Below are 21,492 nucleotides of genomic sequence, written 5' to 3' on the forward strand. Positions count from 1 at the left end.
GCTTCCGTCATTTCCGCCCGCACTGGGCTGAAAGCTGGCCAGTCTCATCAAAACAACCTGAATCGGATCGCTTCTGACCGGATCCTAGGACTCCTTTGACACCCCCAAAGTTTCGCGTATACCTTCCGTTCCCAGTTGGGCATCCTCAGTGGACGCTCGGGGTGGATGGATAGGTGGTTCCCCATGCATGCGGGAACGAACGGTCTGATCGGGCGGCGCGGAGTCCTCCGCGCGGCGGGAGCGGGCATCGGTGTGCTCGCGGTCTCCGCGATCCTCTCGGCGTGTTCGCCGCAGAGGCCCGAGGGGGCCGGCTCGGCCGGAGGAACCGCCGACCGGGGCACCGACGCCCCGATCGACACCCTGACCCTGGCGCTGCCCTCGTCCGTCTCGACGCTGGACGTCAGCCGCGAGTCCGGCATCCTGAACTACGTCGTGGCCTGCCTGGTCCAGGAGTCCCTGCTCTCCGTCGGACCCACCGGCAAGCTCCGGCCGGGCCTCGCCGAGAGCTGGAAACAGCCCGACGCCACGACGTACGTCTACACCCTGCGCCGCGACGCGAAATTCTCCGACGGGACCCCGGTCACCACCGACGACGTGCTCGCCTCCGTCGAGGCCGCGCGGGACGATGCCAGCGGACTGGCCTACGCCTGGGCCGACGTAGCCTCCGTCAAGGCGACCGGCGCCCGCGAGATCACCGTGCGTCTGAAGAACCCCGACGCGGGTTTCGCCTGGACACCGACCCCCGGCACCCTGCTGATCAGCAGCAAGGCGTTCCTCGCCCGGAACAAGGGGAAGGTCGGCACTCCCAGGACGCTGCTGCTGGGGTCGGGACCGTACCGGGTGACGTCCTTCGCCGCCGACGACCACGTCGGCCTGGAACGCAACGATGCCTGGTGGGGGGACCGCCCGTCGGTACGGTCGCTGAAGCTGTCGTTCATACCCGACGCCGGGACCCGGCTCGTCGCCATGAAGTCCGGCTCCGTCGACGGCGCGCTGGGCCTCCCCTCGGACGAGGCCCGCAGCTGGGAGTCCGACGCCCAGGTCACCTACACGGGTGACCGCTCGGTGGTCGCCCTCGCCTTCGACACCGCCCAGGCGCCGTTCGACGACGTACACGTGCGCAAGGCCTTCGCCCACGCCGCCGACCGGGCGGGCATGACCAAGGGCATCCTGCACGGCAAGGCCGAGGTGGCCTCCACCCTCGTCTCGCCCGACATGTGGGGTGACCTGCTCGCCGCTGACGCGGTCGAAGCCGCCTACGACAAGCTCCCCGCCTGGGACTTCGACCTGGACCTGGCCAAGGCCGAACTGGCGAAGTCCGCCCACAAGGACGGCTTCAGCCTCGACCTCACGTACCCGGGCAGCGGACCCCAGCTGGGCAAGGCGGCGCTGGCGCTGGCCGCCTCGCTGAAGGAGCTCGGCATCACGCTGAACGTCAGGGAGGCCACGCTCGAGCAGTGGATCGCCGACCTCCTGCCCGGCAGGAAGCCGTTGCAGTTCCTCTGGTACTACCCCGTCACCGGGGACCCGGCGGAGCTCACCAACGCCTATCTGGACGGCCAGGCCGCAGCGACGAACCTGCCGCACTACGACAACGCCGTCGTCGACCAGGCACTGGCCGCCGCCCGGAAGACCGTCGACCCCGCCGCACGCGGTGCGCACCTGATGACCGCCGTCACGGCCTCCGCCGCGGATCTGCCCTACCTTCCGCTGTGGTGGGCGCAGACCGCGACGGCCCTCTCCAAGGACCTCGTGTTCGAGGAGCCCGGCCCCTTCGCCCTCGTCGGCCCCTGGGCGACCAGGGTCAAGAAGGCGGCCTCCTGAGACCGCGTGCCGGGCGGACACCCCCCGAGCCGCCCGGCACGCACCCCCCACCGGATCACCTCCTGCGGCAGAGGTACCGGGGCCCGTTCACCACGCTCCGCCCGTGCCGGATGCCGCGCACCGGCCGGCCCGTAGCCACCGGCCCGCCCCGTCCGCAGCACGAACGGAACGCACATGCCCCGAACCACCCCGGTACCCGGCCCCGCCGGAGATCCGGCCGCAGTCGTCCGCCGCGTCCGTACGGCCATGTCGGACCTGACCGTGCCGTTGGACAGCCGGATCAGCCCCGACGGACGCCGAGTGGCGGTCACCGTCCTCGGGCCCTGGGGCACCGAAGTCCTGATCGCACCGGTCGACGGCCCCGTGCTCCCGCTGCCCACCGCCCCTCCGGGCCCCGATGCCGGGTCCCGGCACACCCCGCGCTGGCTGCCGGACTCCCGGACGGTCCTGCTGGTCACCGAACCGGCCGGCCCGGGCCTGCCGCTGCTGACCGCGTGGGACACCCGTACCGGCGCCCGCCGTGAACTCGCGGCCGTCCCGGGCGCCGTGGAGGACCTGTCCGTGTCCGACGACGGCGTCGAGGTCCTGCTGCTGACGGCCGACGACGGAGCCGAACGCGACGGCATGAACCTGGGGCTGCCGGTCCGGCTGGGTCCGGACCCCGCCCCGGTGTCCTACCGCCCGGACGCCGGGTGGCGCAGGCTGCTGCACGGGCTGCTCCCGTCCGCCGACGCGCTGACCGGCAGTTCCCCTTCCGGGGCCCCCGGCACGCCGGTCGTCCTGCGTGACTCCGGGCCCGCCGGGCTGACCGTCTGGAACGCTGCCTGGCGCGGCGGCCGTACGGTCGTGGCCACCGTTTCCGAAGACCCGCTGCCCGCCGGCTACTACCACGCGCGCCTGGTCCGGATCGATCTCACCGACGGTCGTACCGTCACCCTGCACGAACCCCGGGGGCAGCTCGCCGCGCCCGCGCTCAGCCGGGACGGACACCGCGCGGTGGTCGTGGAGGGCATCTCCATCGTCGCCGGCCGCCCGCTCCTCTTGAGCCTCACCGATGACACCGTCAGGCTCGCCCCCGGAGCCGAGGACGTCACCTGGGTCCAGTTCCACCCCGATGACACGGACCGGCTGCTGACGGCCGGGCGGAGCGGCACCGGAACCCGCGTCGCGGACATCCGCTCCGATGCCGTTACGGGCTCCTGCGCCGGCGCCGCGGTCACCGTGCTCCAGGAGGAACAGGCCGTGCTCACCGGCGCCGGTGCGCAGCCCGCCCTCAGTCTCAGTGCCGACGGCCTGACCGCCGCAACCGTACGCGAGGCACCCGGCGTACCGCCCCAGGCCGTCGTCGCGCCGACGACCGGCCCGGAAGCCTGGACCTGGCGGCCCGTCACCGCACCGGACCCGGCCGCCGCACGCCGGGACGACGGCCACGGCGACCTCGCCCGGGTCCGGACCCGGCAGGTCACCTGGACCGCGACGGACGGCACCCCGGTGCACGGCCTGCTCCTGGACGCCCCGGGCACCCCCGCGTCCTTCCGACTCACCGCCGGGACGGGCACCGGGGCGGCGAGGAGAACAGCCCCGGAGACCTCCGCCGGGACGGCCGGCTCGGCCCTCCGCGCGCGCCCGCTCGCCGTGGTGCTGCACGGCGGCCCCTCCTGGCAGTGGTCCGCCGGATACGCACCGGCCGACGTGCTCGGCCTGGCGCCCGCCCTGGCCGCCGCCGGCTGGCTGGTCCTGCTGCCCAACCCGCGCGGAAGCAGTGGCTACGGGCTGGACCACGCGCGCGCCGTCGTCGGAGCCTGTGGCGACGGCGACCTCGACGACGTCCTCAGCGGCGTCGCACACCTGACCCGGGAGGGGGAAGCGCTGCCCGGCCGGTCCGCCGTGCTCGGCCACAGCTACGGCGGCTTCCTCGCCGCGCTCGCAGCCGCACGCACCGACGTCTTCCGCGCGGCGGTCGTGGTCTCGGCGCCCACCGACTGGCTGAGCTTCGCCCACACCTCCGTGATCGGCGGTGGCTACGAGCAGACGTACGCCATCGGCGACGCCCGCACCCCCGAGGGGCGCGCCGCCCTGATCGGCCGTTCCCCGCTCTTCGCCGACGGCGGCGGCGGAACGCCCGTACTGGTCCTGCACGGTGAACACGACCGGATCACCCCGCTCGGCCAGGCGCACGAGCTGTACCGCGCGCTCGCCGGCCGTGCCACGGCACCGGTCGAGCTCCATGTCTATCCCGCCGAGGGCCACGAGTTCACCGGCCCCGCCCACCTGCTGGACGCCACCGCACGCGCCGAGGAATGGCTCGCCCGGCACGTCACACCCGAGGCGGCCACCCACCACCGCACCGCGCACCACGCCCGGCCGCAGGGCCTCGGCGCCGGCACCGGCCCGAAGGAAGCACCGTGACCGACCCCAGCCACCTCCAGGCCCACCCGCCGCCCCCCTGGCACACCCGGCTGCGCACCGCCCTGCCCGTCCGCTACGTGACTCGGCGGCTCGTGGGCACCGCCGGGCTCCTGCTCGTCCTCTCCCTGGCCGTGTTCGCACTGCTGAGGCTCGCACCCGGCGATCCCGCCCGCACCCTCCTGGGCACGCGCAGCGCCACCCCCGACGCCCTGGCCTCCGTACGCGCCGCGCACCACCTGGACGAACCACTCGTCACGCAGTACGTGCGGTGGCTGACGGGAGCGGTCAGCGGCGACCTCGGCACCTCCATCCGTACCGGCGAGAGCGTCGCCACGGCACTCGGCGACCGGCTGGCGCTCACCGGACAGCTCGTGCTGGCCGGATTCGCCGTCGCGCTGCTGCTCGGCCTCCCGCTCGGCGTCCTGGCCGGTCTGCGCGCCCGGCGGCCCGTCGACCGCGCCGTACAGAGCCTCGGCGTCCTGGCCCTGTCCACCCCGGCCTTCGCCGGCGGTCTGCTCCTCATCTACGTCTTCTCCCTGATGCTGGGCGGGCTGCCCGCCTACGGGCCGGGCGCGGGCGGCACCGACCGGCTGCTCCATCTGCTGCTGCCCGGCCTCACCCTCGGCCTCGCCGTCACCGCCGTGCTGATCAAGCTCGTCCGGGCGGCGGTCATCCGCGAACTGGCCCGGGAACACGTCACCTTCGCCCTGGCCCGCGGCGTCCCGACCCGGACGGTGCTCGTCCGGTACGTGCTGCGGGGCACCGTCGTGCCGGTCAGCACCGGCATCGGACTCGTCCTGGCCTATCTGCTGGCCGGCACCGTCCTGGTCGAGCAGGTGTTCGCGCTGCCGGGGCTCGGTCAGCTCCTCGTGCAGTCCGTGACCTTCAAGGACGTCCCCGTCGTCCAGGCCGAAGCCCTCCTCATCGCCGCCCTGATCTGCCTCGCCAACCTCGCCACCGACCTCACCCACCCCCTGGTCGACCCGCGGCTGCGCACCGAGAGCCGCCGCCGCCCCGGCCGGAGCACGCCGGCCGAATCCGCCGAGGTGAAGGCATGACCACGAGAACCGCCACCACCGCCGCCCGCACGGCGCCCGCGAGCAAGGGCGGGCCGCGGCGCCTGTTCGGCCCCCTCACCACCCTCTGCGCCGTGATCACCGTCCTCCTGGTCGCCGCCGCCGTCGCCGGGCAGTGGATGTTCCCCGACTGGAACCGGCAGGACCTGATGTCCACCGGCGCGATGCCCGGCGACGGACATCTCCTCGGCACCGACGAACTCGGCCGTGATGTCCGGCACATGCTCGTCGCCGGTGCGCGCAGCACCCTGGCCGGGGCCGCGCTGGTCGCCGTCGGGTCCATGCTCATCGGCAATCTGCTCGGTCTGACGGCCGGCTACTTCGGCGGGATCACCGACACCGTCGTACGCCGTCTCGCCGACCTGCTGCTGGCCCTGCCCGCCCTGCTCGTGACCATCGTCGTCGCCGGGATCGGCGGCGGGGGATACGCCCTCGCGGTCGGGGTCCTGGTGGTGCTGACCTCACCCGGAGACATCCGGCTGGTGCGCTCGGCGGTCCTGGAGCAGCGCCACCGCCCCTACGTGGAGGCAGCCGAAATCCTTGGCCTGCCCTCCCGGACGATCATGGTGCGGCACATCTGGCCCAACGTGCTGCCGGTCGTCGTGGCCAACACGATGCTCAATTTCGCGGGCGCGATCGTCGCACTGTCCTCGCTGTCCTTCCTCGGTCTGGGCGTGCCGCCCGGCGCCCCGGACTGGGGCCGGATGCTCGCCGAGAACCGCACCCTCCTGTACGACAACCCGTCGGCGGCCCTGGCGCCGGCCGTCGCCGTGATCGTTTCCGCGGTCGTGGTGAACCTGCTCGGCGACCGGCTGTTCGAGTACTTCTCCGACCGGAGGCCCTGATGACCGAGGTCCACGCCGACGCCTCCGCGCCGGCCCTCTCCGGCGCCGCGAGGGCCGGCGCCGTACCCCTGCTGGAGGTCACCGGCCTGCGGCTCACCGCGACGGGTGCCGCGGCCGGACCGACCACGGTCCTCGACGGCGTAGCCCTGTCCGTGGCGGCGGGGGAGTGCGTCGCGGTCGTCGGGGAATCGGGCAGCGGAAAGTCGCTCGCCGTACGCGCCGTGGCCGGACTGCTGCCCGACGGGGTCGCCGTCACCGGCGGCAGTATCCGGCTGGCCGGCCAGGAGGTGCGGGCACTGAGCCGGGCCCAACGGCACGCCCTGCGCGGCCGCCGGATCGCCCTCCTCATGCAGGACCCCTTCACGATGCTCCACCCGCAACTCAGCTGCGGCCGGCAGATCGCCGACGGGCTCCGCGACGACCTGCCCGCCCTCGCCGGGGCCCGTGGCAGGCGGGCACGACGCGCGGCCCTGCGCGCCGAGACGATCCGGCGGCTCGCCGAGGTCGGCCTGCCGCCGGATGTCGCCGACCGCTATCCCCACGAACTCTCCGGAGGCATGCGCCAGCGCGTCGCCACCGCGGCGGCCCTGGCCGGCGACCCGGACCTGCTCGTCGCCGACGAACCGACCACCGCGCTGGACGCCGCCAACCAAGCTGCCGTCCTGGACCTGCTGCGCGGCCTGCTCGAACGGCGCGGCATGGGCCTGCTGCTCATCACGCACGACCTCTCGGTCGCCTTCTCCACCTGCGACCGGGTCTACGTCCTGTACGCCGGTGCCGTACTGGAGCAGGGCCGGGCGGCCGATCTGCGCAGCGACCCCCGCCACCCGTACACCGCCGCGCTGCTGGCGGCCGAGCCCTCGGCGCACATCAGGCACGAACGACTGCCCACCGTCCCCGGCTCCGTACCCCCGCCGGGCAACCGCACCACCGGCTGCCCGTTCGCCGACCGCTGCCCGCACACGGCTCCCGAATGCCGCACCACAGCAGTGACGCTGATGCCGGCCGCCGGCCACGCCGGAACCGAGGGAGCTCCCCAGGGCACCGGTGACCGGTTCACCGCCTGTATACGGCTGGCCGAGATCGACGGGGACCTCACCCCGCCGTGCCCCGAACCGGCCGGGACCACCGTCGCCGAGGCGCGTACGGCAGAGGAAGTGGACGCCGTACCGGCCCTGCGCGTGAGAGGCGTACGCCGTACCTTCCGAGGCGACGGCGACGCCGCCGTACGGGATGTGGACCTGACCGTGCCGGACGGCCGGATCACCGCGCTGGTCGGCGAGTCCGGGTCGGGGAAGACCACCCTGGCCCGCATCGCCGTCGGCCTGGAGAGCTTCGACCGGGGCGAGGTCGACGTCGGCGGCCTGCCGCTGACCGCCGGGCGGCTGCCCACCCGCGCCGAGCGGTCGCGGCTGGCCTCACAGGTGCAGATCGTCTTCCAGGACCCGTTCTCCTCGCTGCCTCCGCTGCGTACCGTCGGCGCCACCCTGGCGGAGGCACTGACCGCCGCAGGCCGGATCCCTGGCGGCTCACGCCCGCAACGGCGACGACAAGTCGCCGCGCAGGTCGGGGAGTTGCTTGCTCAGGTCGGTCTGCCGACCGCCTACGCGGACCGGCGGCCCTCCGGGCTCTCCGGCGGGGAGCGCCAACGCGTCGCCCTGGCACGGGCGTTCGCCGTACAACCCCGGCTGCTGATCTGCGACGAGGCGGTTGCCGCGCTCGACGTCTCCGTACAGGCCCAACTGCTCAACCTGCTGGCCGACATGCAGCGCAGCGACGGCTTCGCGGTGCTGTTCATCACCCACGACCTGGGCGTGGTGCGTCAGATCGCCGACGAGGTCGCGGTCATGGTCCGGGGTGAACTCGTCGAGCGCGGCACGGTGTCCGAGGTCCTGGACCACCCCCGGCACCCGTGGACCCGCCGGATGCTCGACGCCGTCCCCGGACCTGGGGCCACGGCGGACACGCCCTAGACTGACGCCCCCCATTCGCCGGCCGGCCCAAGGGTGCCGCTCACCGGGAACCCCACCCGGCCGAAGGAGACGTTCGCGATGTCAGTGCCGGAAGGCCCGCTGCCGCCCGTGCCCGCCCGGAAGGCGGGCGCGGCCCGATCGGCGACAGGCGACTCCGTACGGGACGCCCTGTCGGCCAACCTCAACCGCCGTCGCCTCGCCCAGGGGTGGAGCCTGCGCGAGATGTCCGCCGCGACCGGGATCAGCAAGGCCCTGCTCTCCCAGATCGAACGCGGCGAGGCCAATCCGACGCTCGACGTCGTCACCCGTATCGCCACGGTGCTCCGGACCGACCCCGTCGACCTGCTGCGCAGTTCGCTGCGCGAGCCGGAGATCCTGCGCGCCGGTGAACTCGACGAGCCCGAAGGGGAGAGCGCGGTCAACCTCCTCTTCGCCGCACACGGCCACAGCCGCTTCGAGGTCTACCGCTCCCGCCTCCACCCGCACGCCCAGAGCCAGCTCAGCTCGCACGGCACGGGCTCCGTCGAGTACGTCATGGTCGTCGCCGGCCAGGTGACACTCGTCGTCGACGAGGTGCCCTACGACCTCCACGCCGGGGACAGCGCCCGCTTCGACGGCCGGGCCAGCCACTACTACACGACCGAGGACAGCCCGGCCGCCACCCACAGCATCGTCGGCTACCCGCTCGCCTGACACGGCCGCCGGTGCAGGCCCGTGACGCTCTCGGTGAGCAGGGCAGGATCAGGACTTCGGGGCAGCGGTGATCGCAACGGTCAGGCCCATGAAGTGCCGGTACCCGAGACGCGCAGCGCCCTCCTCGGTGACCGGGAGCGTCGTCCCCCGGTTACCCGCACGTCTGCGGGGCCCGGCTCCGATCCACCTCCATGGCACGTCCCGGCAGGCCTACGGAGCCTTGCTCGCAGGAGGGGGCGTCTCGGACGGTTCGATGGTCGACCGGACGTAGATCCGCGTGGTGCCGGGTGTGAACTCGTGGGCGAAGAGGTCGACACAGCGCTGGAGGTACTGGCCCTCCGGGGTCGCGAGGTCGTCCGGGCACAGGCTGGTCTTCCGCAGGCCCTGGACGAACGTCTCCGGTTCGGGCAGTCCGAGGTGGCCGAAGGCAGCCGCGGGGCGGTACCCCTTCTCCTTGGGGTGGGAGTTCCCGATCATCTTCGTGCCGGTCTGGATGAGTCGGCCGGTGTACGTCTCCGCTTCCTCGCTCGGGAGGACGAAGGACAGAAGACCGGTGTCGTAGCGCTGCCCGACCTTGTAACCCGCCCGAAGGTCCGAAGCCGTTTCCGGGATGCGGATGCCCATCTGGACGCTCATCCAGGCAGGCGTGGCTCCGTCTTCCCAGCAGCAGGTCATCTCCTGGTCCAACAAGTCCGACGAGACCTCCTCCGCCGCGCAGGAGACCACACCGATTGTGGCAGCGGCGCAGGCGAGAAGCACCGACAGGACGACGACGCCGACAGGCAGGCGACGGCGGCGTACGGGCGGCTCCCCGGAAGCGATCTTGCTGAAGCTCTTCATGGTCCTCTATCGCGCTTCCTGCTGCTCACGACCGGGATCCGTGCGGTCGCCCTCGCGCCCGGGCTCGTCCGGCTGAGGCAGAGGACCCTGGTTCGGGCCGGATCCGCCCAGATCGTAGTGCTTGACGAAGGTGCTGCCCGCCATGTCGCCTGGGCGACACTCCTGGTGTGCAGACGGGCCATCTGCCCGTCCGGGCTCCGCCGGCCGGGAATGGTTGCACGAGTCCAGGACCTAAGTGCGGCGGTCGTTGTGCCCGCCAGTCTCCAGCGGGCATGAAAAAGACCCTCTGCTCAGCGTCTCCGCTGGTCAGAGGGTCTATCCGGAAGTGCCCCCGGCAGGATTCGAACCTGCGCACCCGGCTCCGGAGGCCGATGCTCTATCCCCTGAGCTACGGGGGCGATGTCGCTGCGCTTGGCGGCGACGAGTGAAACCCTACCAGCTCCGGCAGGGTGTCCGGGAACAGGTATTTCCGCGTCGTCGGGGCGGGTGCGCGACCGGCGTGGGGCGGGTGCCTGACCCGGACGCGAGCCCCGGCGCCGGGGCCGCCACGTCGGTTCCCGGACAGGCGTCGGCCACCCCTCCGGGGGCGGAAGTGGGCAAAACCCGGACGCAGCTCCTCCGCTCGACCTACCCTCGAAGGGTGTCAGGGGCGTACGGCCGCGTGCTTGTTGTGGACGACAACAAGGTCATCCGGCAGCTGATCAGGGTCAATCTCGAGCTGGAGGGCTTCGAGGTCGTGACCGCGGCCGATGGCGTCGAGTGCCTGGACCTGGTGCACGAGGTCTGCCCGGATGTGATCACTCTCGATGTGGTGATGCCCAGACTCGACGGGATACAGACCGCGGCCCGACTGCGCGCCGATCCGAGGACCGGGCATCTGCCGGTCGCCGTCATCAGCGCGTGTACGCCCTGCGAGGTGGACTCCGGGGCGGCCGCCGGGGTCGACGCGTTCCTGGCGAAGCCGTTCGAGCCGAGCGAGCTGGTGCGCATGGTGCGCCGCCTCGCGCGCCGGGAGGATCCCGCGCCGTTCGGCGGCAGGCGAGGTGCGGGGACCGCCGGGAGCACGGCCGGCTGACCCCCGTGGCCGGTGGATCGCTGCCCGTATGGCGAAACCGGTTGGCGAAGTGCCCCCCTTCCTCCCATACGCTTGTGCCGTGACCCCCGCAGATCTCTCCAGGACCGTGCTGCACGCTGTGCGCCGCGCGGTCGACGAGGACGCCTTGCGCGCGCCGGTGCCCGCGCGCGTGCGAGTGGAGCGGACACGCCCCGGCGGCAGCGGCGACTACGCCTGCGCCGTGGCCCTCCAGCTGGCCGGCCCCGCCGCACTCCCGGCGCGGGAGATCGCCGCCCTGCTGCGCGACCGGGTCGCCGGTGAGCCCGGGATCGGGCGGGTCGAGATCACCGGACCGGGCTTCCTGAACTTCACGCTCGACGCCTCCACCGGTGCCGAGGCCCGCGCCGCCCGCGTCCGCGAGATCCGGGAGCTGGGCCGCCGGTACGGCAGGGTCACGACGGAGGCCGGGCGGCTCCACCGGCTCCATCACCCGCGCGAGGTCAGGGCCGCGGTCGTCGCCCAGGCCGTGGCGAACCTTCTGCGCACCCAAGGCGGTCAGGTGATCGTCGGCTGCACCGAGGAGCCCGACCCGCACTGGGAACGCCTGCGGGTCAGGGTCTGCTCTCGCCACCCGTCGGAGGAGGCCGAGGAGAGCTCCGAGATCCGGCCCGTCCCCGCCCGCGCCACCGCCGAGGCGCTGGCCGACCGCCTGGGCTGCGACGCCGCGCTCTGGGGGCTGCTGCGGCCCGCCGCCCACGACCACGCGGCCCTGGACGACGACCTCCTGGTGCAGGGCGAGGCCAACTCCCTCTTCCTGGTCCGCTACGCCTACGTCCGTGCCCTCGCGCTCACCAGAGGCGCGGAGCAGCTCGGATTCGGCGGCGCGTACGAGGAGGACGTCGACGCGCCCGCGCTGCATGCGGCGATCGCCGACTATCCCGGTGTCCTGGCCTCCGCCACCCGGCACCACGCGCCCGACCGGCTCGCCCGCCACCTCGAAGCCGTCGCGCAAGCCTTCTTCGACCTCCAGGACGCCTTGCCGCCGCTCCCCGTCGGCGACGAGAAACCCTCGGCCGCCCACCGCTCCCGGCTGGCCCTTGCCGAAGCCGCCGGGAAGGTGCTGGCAGGCGGCCTGTTCGTGCTCGGCATCAGCGCGCCCCCACACCTTTGACGAGACTTGAGAGAACAGAGCAGAACGATGAGCCGATCCGCACACCCCGCCGGGCCCCGTCACGCAGACGTCTTCCCCGAGGGCCACTACTCCGCCCCGGCCACCGATCTCAACGAGCTGGACGCGAAGGTCTGGTCCCGTACCGTCACCCGTGACGCGGACGGTGCGCTCACCGTCGGCGGGATCGAAGTCGCCCGGCTGGCCGAGGAGTTCGGCACGCCGGCGTACTTCCTGGACGAGTCCGACTTCCGGGCGCGCTGCCGTGCCTGGGCGGATGCCTTCGGGACGGAAGCCGATGTGTTCTACGCCGGGAAGGCCTTCCTGTCGCGCGCCGTGGTGCGCTGGCTCAAGGAGGAGGGGCTGAACCTGGACGTCTGCTCCGGCGGCGAACTGGCCACCGCGCTGGACGCCGGGATGCCCGCCGAGCGCATCGCCTTCCACGGCAACAACAAGACCGTCGCCGAGATCGAGCGGGCCGTCGAGGCGGGTGTCGGGCGGATCGTGCTCGACTCCTTCCAGGAGATCGCCCGGGTCTCGCACATCGCCCAGCGGCTCGGCACGCGCCAGCGCGTGCAGATCCGTGTCACGGTCGGTGTCGAGGCACACACCCACGAGTTCATCGCCACCGCGCACGAGGACCAGAAGTTCGGCATCGCGCTGGCGGACGGACAGGCGGCCGAGGCGGTCCGCAGGGCGCTCACCCTGGACGGCCTGGAGCTCATCGGCATCCACTCGCACATCGGATCGCAGATCTTCGACATGGCCGGCTTCGAGGTCTCCGCGCGGCGCGTCGTGCAGCTGCTCGCGGAGATCCGCGACGAGCACGGCGTCGAGCTCCCCGAGATCGACCTCGGCGGTGGCCTCGGGATCGCGTACACCTCCGACGACGACCCCCGTGAGCCGCACGAGATCGCCAAGGCGCTCGGCGACATCGTGACCCGGGAGTGCGAGTCGGCCGGCCTGCGGACTCCGCGCATCTCCGTCGAGCCGGGCCGCGCGATCGTCGGTCCCACCGCGTTCACGCTGTACGAGGTCGGCACCATCAAGCCCCTTGAGGGCCTGCGGACGTACGTGAGCGTCGACGGCGGGATGTCGGACAACATCCGCACCGCGCTGTACGACGCCGAGTACAGCGTCGCGCTCGTGTCGCGCAGCTCCGAGGCCGAGCCCATGCTCGTACGCGTTGTCGGCAAGCACTGCGAGAGCGGTGACATCGTGGTCAAGGACGCGTTCCTGCCGTCCGACCTGGCCCCGGGGGACCTGATCGCGGTGCCCGCCACCGGCGCGTACTGCCGTTCCATGGCGAGCAACTACAACCACGCCCTGCGTCCGCCCGTCGTCGCCGTGCGCGACGGACAGGCGCGGGTCATCGTCCGGCGCGAGACGGAGGAAGATCTCCTGCGTCTCGATGTCGGCTGATGAAATTCACATCTCAAAATCCGGACGGGTGGCAGAAACCCCCGTCCGGTGAGTGAGACTGGTCCACACATCAGAAGTATGAGAAACGAGGTCGGATGATGCGTACGCGTCCGCTGAAGGTGGCGCTGCTGGGCTGTGGAGTGGTCGGCTCAGAGGTGGCGCGCATCATGACGACGCACGCCGACGACCTCGCCGCGCGCATCGGTGCGCCGGTCGAGCTCGCCGGCGTCGCCGTCCGCCGGCCCTCCAAGGTGCGCGAGGGCATAGACCCCGCGCTGATCACCACCGATGCGACCGCCCTGGTCAAACGGGGCGACATCGACGTCGTCGTCGAGGTCATCGGGGGCATCGAGCCCGCCCGCACGCTCATCACGACCGCCTTCGAGCACGGCGCGGGTGTCGTCTCGGCCAACAAGGCGCTGCTCGCCGAGGACGGCTCCGCGCTTCACGCGGCCGCCGAGAAGCACGGACGGGATCTCTACTACGAAGCGGCCGTGGCCGGTGCCATCCCGCTCGTACGGCCGCTGCGCGAGTCCCTCGCGGGTGACAAGGTCAACCGGGTGCTCGGCATCGTCAACGGCACGACCAACTTCATCCTCGACAAGATGGACACGAGCGGCGCCGGGTACTCCGAGGCACTCGACGAGGCCACCGCCCTCGGGTACGCCGAGGCAGACCCGACCGCCGACGTCGAGGGCTTCGACGCCGCCGCCAAGGCCGCCATCCTCGCCGGGATCGCCTTCCACACCCGGGTGAAGATCGGCGAGGTGCACCGCGAGGGCATCACCGAGGTCACCGCCGCCGACATCGCCTCCGCCCGGCGCATGGGCTGCACGGTCAAGCTCCTCGCCATCTGTGAGCGCGCGGCCGACGGCAGGTCCGTCACCGCCCGCGTGCACCCCGCGATGATCCCCCTCAGCCACCCGCTGGCCTCCGTCCGCGAGGCGTACAACGCGGTCTTCGTCGAGGCGGACGCCGCCGGGCAGCTGATGTTCTACGGTCCCGGCGCCGGCGGCGCCCCGACCGCGTCCGCGGTGCTGGGCGACCTGGTCGCCGTGTGCCGCAACATCATCGGAGCGACCACCGGTCCCGGTGAGTCCGCGTACACGCGTCTGCCGGTCAGCCCCATGGGCGACGTCGTCACGCGGTACCACATCAGTCTCGACGTGGCCGACAAGCCTGGCGTACTCGCCCAGGTCGCGACGGTCTTCGCCGAACAGGGCGTATCCATCGATACGGTCCGCCAGCAGAGTCGGCCGGACAGTCAGGAAACCGGCGGCGAGGCATCCCTCGTCGTCGTCACCCACCGCGCGCCCGACGCCGCCCTCTCCGGGACCGTCGAAGCGCTGCGCAAGCTGGACACCGTGCGCGGTGTCGCCAGCATCATGCGTGTTGAAGGGGAGTAAGGACCCATGACCAGCAAGGGCACCCACCAGTGGCGCGGCATCATCGAGGAGTACCGGGACCGTCTTCCGGTCACGAGCACGACGCCGGTCGTCACACTCCGTGAGGGCGCTACGCCGCTCGTTCCGGCGCAGGTCCTCTCCGAGCGCACGGGCTGCGAGGTGCACCTCAAGGTCGAGGGCGCCAACCCCACCGGTTCGTTCAAGGACCGCGGCATGACGATGGCGATCACCCGGGCGAAGGAGGAGGGTGCGCAGGCAGTCATCTGCGCCTCCACCGGAAACACCTCCGCCTCAGCCGCCGCGTACGCCGTGCGCGCGGGCATGGTCTGCGCCGTCCTCGTGCCGCAGGGCAAGATCGCGCTCGGCAAGATGGGGCAGGCCCTCGTCCACGGCGCGAAGATCCTCCAGGTCGACGGCAACTTCGACGACTGCCTGACCCTGGCCCGCAGCCTCTCGGACAACTACCCGGTGGCGCTGGTCAATTCGGTCAACCCGGTTCGCATCGAGGGCCAGAAGACCGCCGCGTTCGAGATCGTCGACGCGCTCGGCGACGCCCCCGACATCCACGTCCTGCCGGTGGGCAACGCGGGCAACATCACGGCCTACTGGAGGGGCTACAAGGAGTACGCTAAGGACGCGATCTCCACGCACACCCCGCGAATGTGGGGCTTCCAGGCGTCCGGTTCCGCCCCCATCGTGCGCGGCGAGATCGTCAAGGACCCGGCGACCATCGCCACCGCGATCCGTATCGGCAACCCGGCGTCCTGGCAGTTCGCGCTGGACGCGCGGGACGAGTCGGGCGGCTTCATCGATGACGTGACGGACCGTCAGATCCTGTCGGCGTACCGCCTGCTGGCCTCCCAGGAGGGTGTCTTCGTCGAGCCCGCCTCGGCCGCCTCCGTGGCCGGTCTGCTCAAGGCCGCCGAAGAGGGCAAGGTCGACCCCGGCCAGAAGATCGTCTGCACCGTCACGGGCAACGGGCTCAAGGACCCCGACTGGGCCGTCGCGGGCGCCCCGCAGCCGGTCACCGTCCCGGTCGACGCGGTGACGGCGGCCGAGAAGCTGGGCCTCGCGTAGCCGGCCCCGGCCGCAGCTCAACCGCCCTTCCGGGGCGGAGAGCGCATAGGAGGTGTGCGACACGCATCGTGCGCCTCCTGTGCGCCCTATGTCGCCACAGAACCTTCCTTCGATAAGCTGTACTCAGCCCGCCCCGCCGCATCCGCCGCGGTGCAGCAGCCGTCGTGACTGCCGGGCCCCCCGTCCCCCCGCGCAACGGCACCCCACGCACGTCGAAGTATCCTGAACAACATCCCCGCCGCCGTACAGGAAGAGTCGTCCAACCGATGGCCGGTCCCGCGTTCCGAGCCGCCGCCGTCCGGGTGCGCGTCCCCGCAACCAGCGCCAATCTGGGCCCGGGTTTCGACGCCCTCGGCCTCTCGCTGGGGCTCTACGACGACGTCGTCGTCCGGGTCGCCGATTCCGGGCTGCACATCGACATCGCGGGTGAGGGCGCCGAGACGCTGCCCCGCGACGAGAACCACCTGCTCGTACGCTCCCTGCGCACGGCCTTCGACCTGCTCGGCGGACAGCCCCACGGGCTGGAGATCGTCTGCGCAAACCGCATCCCGCACGGCCGTGGCCTCGGTTCCTCGTCCGCCGCCATCTGCGCCGGGATCGTCGCCGCGCGCGCCGTGACGACGGGCGGCGAGGCCCGTCTCGACGACGCCGCGCTGCTGGAGCTGGCGACCGAGATCGAGGGACACCCCGACAACGTCGCCGCCTGCCTCCTCGGCGGATTCACCCTCGCCTGGATGGACGGAGGAGCCGCCAGGGCGATCCGGATGGATCCCGCGGACTCCGTCGTTCCGGTGGTTTTCGTCCCGGCCACCCCGGTGCTCACCGAGACCGCCCGCGGCCTGCTGCCGCGCACCGTCCCCCATGTGGACGCCGCGGCCAACGCCGGTCGTGCGGCCCTGCTCGTCGAGGCCCTGACCCGGCGTCCCGAGCTGCTCCTCGCCGCCACCGAGGACCGGATCCACCAGGAATACCGGGGTCCCGCGATGCCGCAGAGCGTCGAGCTGGTGAACCGGCTGCGCGCCGACGGTGTGCCCGCCGTCATCTCCGGCGCGGGGCCCACCGTGCTCGCGCTCACGGAGGAGGGTTCGGCCGACAAGGTCGCCCGGCTGGCAGGTGAGGGCTGGGCCGCGAACCGGCTCGCTCTCGATGCCACGGGTGCGAGCGTGTTGCCGCTCGCCGCGTAGTCCCACGTGATTGCCGGTGCATGAGAGGGGGAATGTTTGTTGGAGCCGGTAGTGTTAACCTCAAGTCAGCAATCGACGTCTTCGTGGCGCGTTGCTTCGTGTCCCCTTCCGGGACCACCACTCTTCCGGGAGCCTCCCCGACTGCCTGAGCATCCTGCCTGAGCTTTCGAGCACGCTCCGGAACCGGCACGACACCCTCTTGCTCGTCCAGGAGTGGGCCGAGCAGGGGGATCTCGCGCCGGAACCCCGCACATTCATCTCTCCGCCGTACCCGGCGGACCACCGCCCCGGCAAGGTCCGCGATCGACACGATCAACAGACCGCAGTCGGACAGCACAACCGGTCGCCGAGCCAGAAGGCCGACGTCCGCTCCAGGGAAGGACCCTTCGTGAGCGACACCACCGATCTGATGGGCGTGACTGCCGACAAGAGCGTCGACAGCTCCGCGTCCGCCGAAGGTGCTGCCACTGGCACCACCGCACGGCGCCGCCGCTCCGGCACCGGCCTCGAGGGCATGGTCCTGGCCGAGCTGCAGCAGGTCGCGTCCGGCCTCGGCATCAGGGGAACTGCGCGGATGCGCAAGAGCCAGCTGATCGAGGTCATCAAGGAGGCGCAGGCCGGAGGATCCTCCGCGCCCGCCCCCAAGGCCGCCGCATCCGCCGGTACGGACACCGGGAGCAAGCCGAAGCGGCGTGCCACGTCCAAGTCGCGCACCGGTGACGAGACCGCCGCCGCGCCGGCCGCCGACAAGGCCGCCGCGCAGCAGCAGATCGACATCCCGGGGCAGCCGGCGAGCGACGACCAGCCGACGGGCGAGCGCCGCCGTCGCCGGGCGACCGCGCAGGCGGGCAGCCCCGACACCAAGTCGGAGTCCAAGGCCGACGCGAAGGCGGAGACCGAGCCCAAGTCCGAGCCGAAGAGCGAGGGCCGCCAGGACCGCGCGGACGAGCGCGGCGAGGCGAAGGCCGACGCGAAGGCGGAGTCCGCCACGGACACCGCCGAGGGCCGTCGGGGCGACCGCCAGGACGGCCGTCGCGGCGACCGCCAGGACCGCGGTGACCGCCGGGACCGCCAGCGCGACCGCCGCGGCAAGGGCGACGACCAGGGCCAGCAGGGCGGCGGACGCCGTCAGGGCCAGCAGGGCGGCGGCCAGAGCCAGGGCCAGGGCCAGGGCCAGAGCCAGGGCCAGGGCCCGCAGGGCGGCGGCCAGCAGGACGACGGTTACGACGACGAGGGCGGCCGCCGCGGCCGTCGGGGCCGTTACCGCGACCGCCGTGGCCGTCGTGGCCGCGACGACTTCGCGACCGACGTGCAGGTTGCCGACGACGACGTCCTGATCCCCGTCGCGGGCATCCTCGACATCCTCGACAACTACGCGTTCATCCGGACCTCCGGCTACCTGCCGGGACCGAACGACGTGTACGTCTCGCTCGCCCAGGTCCGCAAGAACGGCCTGCGCAAGGGTGACCACGTCACCGGTGCGGTGCGCCAGCCCAAGGACGGCGAGCGCCGCGAGAAGTTCAACGCGCTGGTCCGCCTCGACTCCGTCAACGGCATGGCGCCGGAGACCGGCCGCGGCCGTCCCGAGTTCCAGAAGCTGACCCCGCTGTACCCGCAGGACCGGCTCCGTCTGGAGACCGACTCCAACGTCCTGACCACCCGGATCATCGACCTGGTCGCACCGATCGGCAAGGGCCAGCGTGGCCTGATCGTGGCCCCGCCGAAGACCGGTAAGACCATGATCCTGCAGGCGATCGCCAACGCGATCACGGTCAACAGCCCCGAGTGCCACCTGATGGTCGTCCTGGTCGACGAGCGTCCGGAAGAGGTCACCGACATGCAGCGGTCGGTGAAGGGCGAGGTCATCTCCTCGACCTTCGACCGTCCCGCCGAGGACCACACCACGGTCGCCGAGCTGGCCATCGAGCGCGCCAAGCGTCTCGTCGAGCTGGGTCACGACGTGGTCGTCCTGCTGGACTCGATCACCCGACTGGGCCGCGCCTACAACCTGGCGGCGCCGGCCTCCGGCCGCATCCTGTCCGGTGGTGTCGACTCGACCGCGCTCTACCCGCCGAAGCGCTTCTTCGGTGCCGCGCGCAACATCGAGGACGGCGGCTCGCTGACCATCCTGGCCACCGCGCTCGTCGAGACCGGCTCGCGCATGGACGAGGTGATCTTCGAGGAGTTCAAGGGCACCGGCAACATGGAGCTCAAGCTCGACCGGAAGCTCTCGGACAAGCGCATCTTCCCGGCGGTGGACGTCGACGCGTCCAGCACGCGTAAGGAAGAGATCCTGCTCGGCACCGATGAGCTGGCCGTGGTCTGGAAGCTGCGCCGGGTGCTTCACGCGCTCGACCAGCAGCAGGCCATCGAACTGCTCCTGGACCGCATGAAGAAGACGCAGTCCAACGCGGAGTTCCTGCTCCAGATCCAGAAGACGACGCCCGGCAACGGCGGCGGCAACGACTGACGTCGTATCAGGAGTCACACAGAACTGCCCTCGTCACACCGGTGACGAGGGCAGTTTCGCGTTGTACCATCAGCAGGCTGTATGTGGGGGGGAACGTATTTTCTATACGCCCACTGTGTTGCGATTCCAGTGGGATTTTCTCTCCCTTCGAGTGCAACTGTCCGGCGCCGTAACCGCGTTGCGCCGGTCGATCGAAGGGGATTTCTTTAGTGACATCTGGCAGACGCAAGGGCTCCATCGCCGTCTCGGCGGCCGCCGCGCTCGCCCTGGGGGCCGCGGCCCTGTCCACAGTGCCCGCGCAGGCCGCCGACACGCCTCGGCCGACAGAGAAGCAGAGCGTGCAGAAGCGCTCCACGGCCTCACAGGCCGAGCTTCTCCGGACCGTCAAGGGGTCCACCGCCGAACTGCTCAAGGGTGATTCCGGCGCACCGTCCGGGGCGGAGGAGGCTCCGGAGTCCGCAGCCGGTTCCGAGCCCGCACCGGCCACTTCCGGGCGGTCGACCGACCCGAAGATCATCAGCGGGATCCCCGCCGCACTCGGGGAGGCCCCGTGGATGGTGCAGCTGCACTACTACGACGACAAGGGAACGGCCGACGAGGCCGACGACGAGGGCTACTTCTGCGGTGGCACGCTCGTGGCCCCCGCGAAGGTCCTGACCGCCGCGCACTGCGTGAACGGGCTCGACTGGGAGACGAACGGAGCCGTCCTCGGCGGTACCACCCAGCTTCCGGAGGGCAGTGACCTCCACGGGGGCACGGCGACCGGCGTCTGGCGGCAGTGGGTCCACCCCGACTACGACGACGCCGGATACGACCACGACGTCGCCGTGCTGACGCTCGGATCCGCGTTCCCGTACCAGACGCTGCAGCCCGCGGCCTCCGATGACACGGCGCGCTACCAGACCGGTACACCCGCGACCGTCTACGGCTGGGGACGCACCAGCTCCACCAGCCAGGACATCTCGCCGGTGCTGCTCAAGGCGTCCGTGCCGGTGCAGTCGGACTCGGCGTGCGGGGACTACTTCGGCAGCGAATTCGTGCCGGGGAAGATGGTCTGTGCCGGTGAGCCGGCCAGCGGTCAGGACGCCGGAACGGTCTCGCCCTGCAACGGCGACTCGGGCGGACCCCTCGTGGTCAACGGCCGGATCGCGGGTGTCGTCTCCTGGGGCGTGACCGACTGCGTGGAATCGGGCGCCTACGGGGTGTACGCCAAGACCGCCGCGTTCGCGGGCGAGGTCAACCCCCGCGTGGACGACGCGAACCTCAACTTCGACGACAAGGCGGACCTGTTCGCCCGCATGTCGTCGGGCGAGGGCTTCGACTACTACTCGCAGGGCACCTCGCTCGGCGGCCGTGACTCGGTGGGCGACTGGTCGGGCATCGACCTGATGCGTCAGGCCGACGTCAACCGCGACGACTACCAGGACTACGTCTACCGCACCGCGGCGGGCGAGCTGTACTGGTGGGGCTACGACAGCGCTGTCGAGGCGTACACCGACCACAGGATCGGGTCCGGCTGGGGCGGTCTTCGCAACATCACGCTGGCCGGCGACGCCACGGGCGACGGGCTCGTGGATCTCACGGCGAACGACTCCGCGGGCAAGCTGTGGATGTGGACGGGCCGGGGCAACGGAACCTTCGCGTCCAAGGTCCAGATCGGCAGCGGGTGGAGCACCTTCCAGGTGTACGGCAAGGGTGACTTCAGCGGGGACGGCAAGGTCGACCTGATCGCCCGCGACTCGAGCGCGGTGCTCTGGATGTACAAGGGAACGGGTTCGGCCACGAGTCCGTTCGCCGCGCGCGTCAAGATCGGCACCGGCTGGAACTTCACCGCCTACGTCGCCACCGGCGATGTGACGGGTGACGGCCGCGCCGACTTCATCGTGCGTGACACCGCGGGCACGTTGTGGGCGTACAAGGGCTCCGGCTCGGCGACGGCGCCGTTCCAGACCGGCGTGCGGGTGAAGCTGGGCACGGGCTGGCAGTCGATCGACCTGCTCGGCTGACACGACCGCGTTCTCGACCGGACCGGCTCCGGACCCCACCGAGGG

Annotated in this window: 15 protein-coding genes and 1 tRNA gene; 14 read left to right on the top strand and 2 right to left on the bottom strand. The window is 71.8% G+C overall.

The features are described 5' to 3' along the window. Window positions 1-183 precede the first annotated feature (183 nt). The 6 genes from ACFWFI_RS24045 to ACFWFI_RS24070 all read left to right on the top strand — a co-directional run bounded on the left by ACFWFI_RS24045 (window position 184) and on the right by ACFWFI_RS24070 (window position 8,820). Entirely contained in the window at window positions 184-1,824 is a 1,641-nt protein-coding gene (locus tag ACFWFI_RS24045; protein ID WP_387393860.1) for an ABC transporter substrate-binding protein, read from the top strand. Window positions 1,825-1,998: 174 nt separating this feature from the next. Then, window positions 1,999-4,233, top strand: coding sequence for a S9 family peptidase (locus tag ACFWFI_RS24050; RefSeq protein WP_387393861.1), 2,235 nt, complete (start codon window positions 1,999-2,001; stop codon window positions 4,231-4,233). Next, window positions 4,230-5,291, top strand: coding sequence for an ABC transporter permease (locus tag ACFWFI_RS24055; protein WP_387393863.1), 1,062 nt, complete (start codon window positions 4,230-4,232; stop codon window positions 5,289-5,291). Before ACFWFI_RS24050 ends, ACFWFI_RS24055 begins: the two co-directional genes overlap by 4 nt. After that, on the top strand, window positions 5,288-6,154 hold the full coding sequence (locus tag ACFWFI_RS24060; RefSeq protein ID WP_387393865.1) for an ABC transporter permease: 867 nt from the start codon (window positions 5,288-5,290) through the stop codon (window positions 6,152-6,154). Before ACFWFI_RS24055 ends, ACFWFI_RS24060 begins: the two co-directional genes overlap by 4 nt. Continuing rightward, a complete protein-coding gene (locus ACFWFI_RS24065) occupies window positions 6,154-8,127 on the top strand; it encodes a dipeptide ABC transporter ATP-binding protein (protein WP_387393867.1) in 1,974 nt (657 codons plus the stop codon). The genes ACFWFI_RS24060 and ACFWFI_RS24065 overlap by 1 nt, the downstream gene beginning before the upstream one ends. 78 nt (window positions 8,128-8,205) lie before the next feature. Further along, entirely contained in the window at window positions 8,206-8,820 is a 615-nt protein-coding gene (locus tag ACFWFI_RS24070; RefSeq protein ID WP_387393869.1) for a helix-turn-helix domain-containing protein, read from the top strand. 210 nt (window positions 8,821-9,030) lie between these two features. Here the strand turns inward: ACFWFI_RS24070 and ACFWFI_RS24075 are convergent, their stop codons facing one another. Further along, a complete protein-coding gene (locus ACFWFI_RS24075) occupies window positions 9,031-9,660 on the bottom strand; it encodes a hypothetical protein (RefSeq protein WP_387393871.1) in 630 nt (209 codons plus the stop codon). Window positions 9,661-9,986: 326 nt separating this feature from the next. Further along, window positions 9,987-10,058 (bottom strand) — tRNA-Arg (locus ACFWFI_RS24080). A 194-nt stretch (window positions 10,059-10,252) separates the two neighbouring features. On the opposite strand from ACFWFI_RS24080, the gene ACFWFI_RS24085 reads away from it, so the two are divergent. From ACFWFI_RS24085 to ACFWFI_RS24120, 8 genes are all read left to right on the top strand, one after another. Then, on the top strand, window positions 10,253-10,735 hold the full coding sequence (locus ACFWFI_RS24085) for a response regulator transcription factor (RefSeq protein WP_387393873.1): 483 nt from the start codon (window positions 10,253-10,255) through the stop codon (window positions 10,733-10,735). 79 nt (window positions 10,736-10,814) lie between these two features. Further along, entirely contained in the window at window positions 10,815-11,885 is a 1,071-nt protein-coding gene (nrtL, locus tag ACFWFI_RS24090; protein WP_387393875.1) for an ArgS-related anticodon-binding protein NrtL, read from the top strand. A gap of 27 nt (window positions 11,886-11,912) precedes the next feature. Beyond that, complete coding sequence (gene lysA / locus ACFWFI_RS24095) at window positions 11,913-13,304, top strand: diaminopimelate decarboxylase (RefSeq protein ID WP_387393877.1); 1,392 nt, start codon at window positions 11,913-11,915, stop codon at window positions 13,302-13,304. Between the two features lie 95 nt (window positions 13,305-13,399). Next, a complete protein-coding gene (locus ACFWFI_RS24100) occupies window positions 13,400-14,710 on the top strand; it encodes a homoserine dehydrogenase (protein ID WP_387393879.1) in 1,311 nt (436 codons plus the stop codon). Between the two features lie 6 nt (window positions 14,711-14,716). Beyond that, window positions 14,717-15,787, top strand: coding sequence for a threonine synthase (gene thrC / locus ACFWFI_RS24105; protein WP_387393881.1), 1,071 nt, complete (start codon window positions 14,717-14,719; stop codon window positions 15,785-15,787). 266 nt (window positions 15,788-16,053) lie between these two features. Continuing rightward, on the top strand, window positions 16,054-16,971 hold the full coding sequence (thrB, locus tag ACFWFI_RS24110) for a homoserine kinase (RefSeq protein ID WP_147959509.1): 918 nt from the start codon (window positions 16,054-16,056) through the stop codon (window positions 16,969-16,971). 388 nt (window positions 16,972-17,359) lie between these two features. Further along, entirely contained in the window at window positions 17,360-19,441 is a 2,082-nt protein-coding gene (gene rho / locus ACFWFI_RS24115) for a transcription termination factor Rho (RefSeq protein WP_387393883.1), read from the top strand. Between the two features lie 209 nt (window positions 19,442-19,650). After that, window positions 19,651-21,447, top strand: a complete 1,797-nt coding sequence (locus tag ACFWFI_RS24120; protein WP_387393885.1) for a trypsin-like serine protease — start codon at window positions 19,651-19,653, stop codon at window positions 21,445-21,447. Window positions 21,448-21,492 lie beyond the last annotated feature (45 nt).

This window comes from Streptomyces sp. NPDC060209 (assembly GCF_042728155.1).
Lineage (GTDB): Bacteria > Actinomycetota > Actinomycetes > Streptomycetales > Streptomycetaceae > Streptomyces.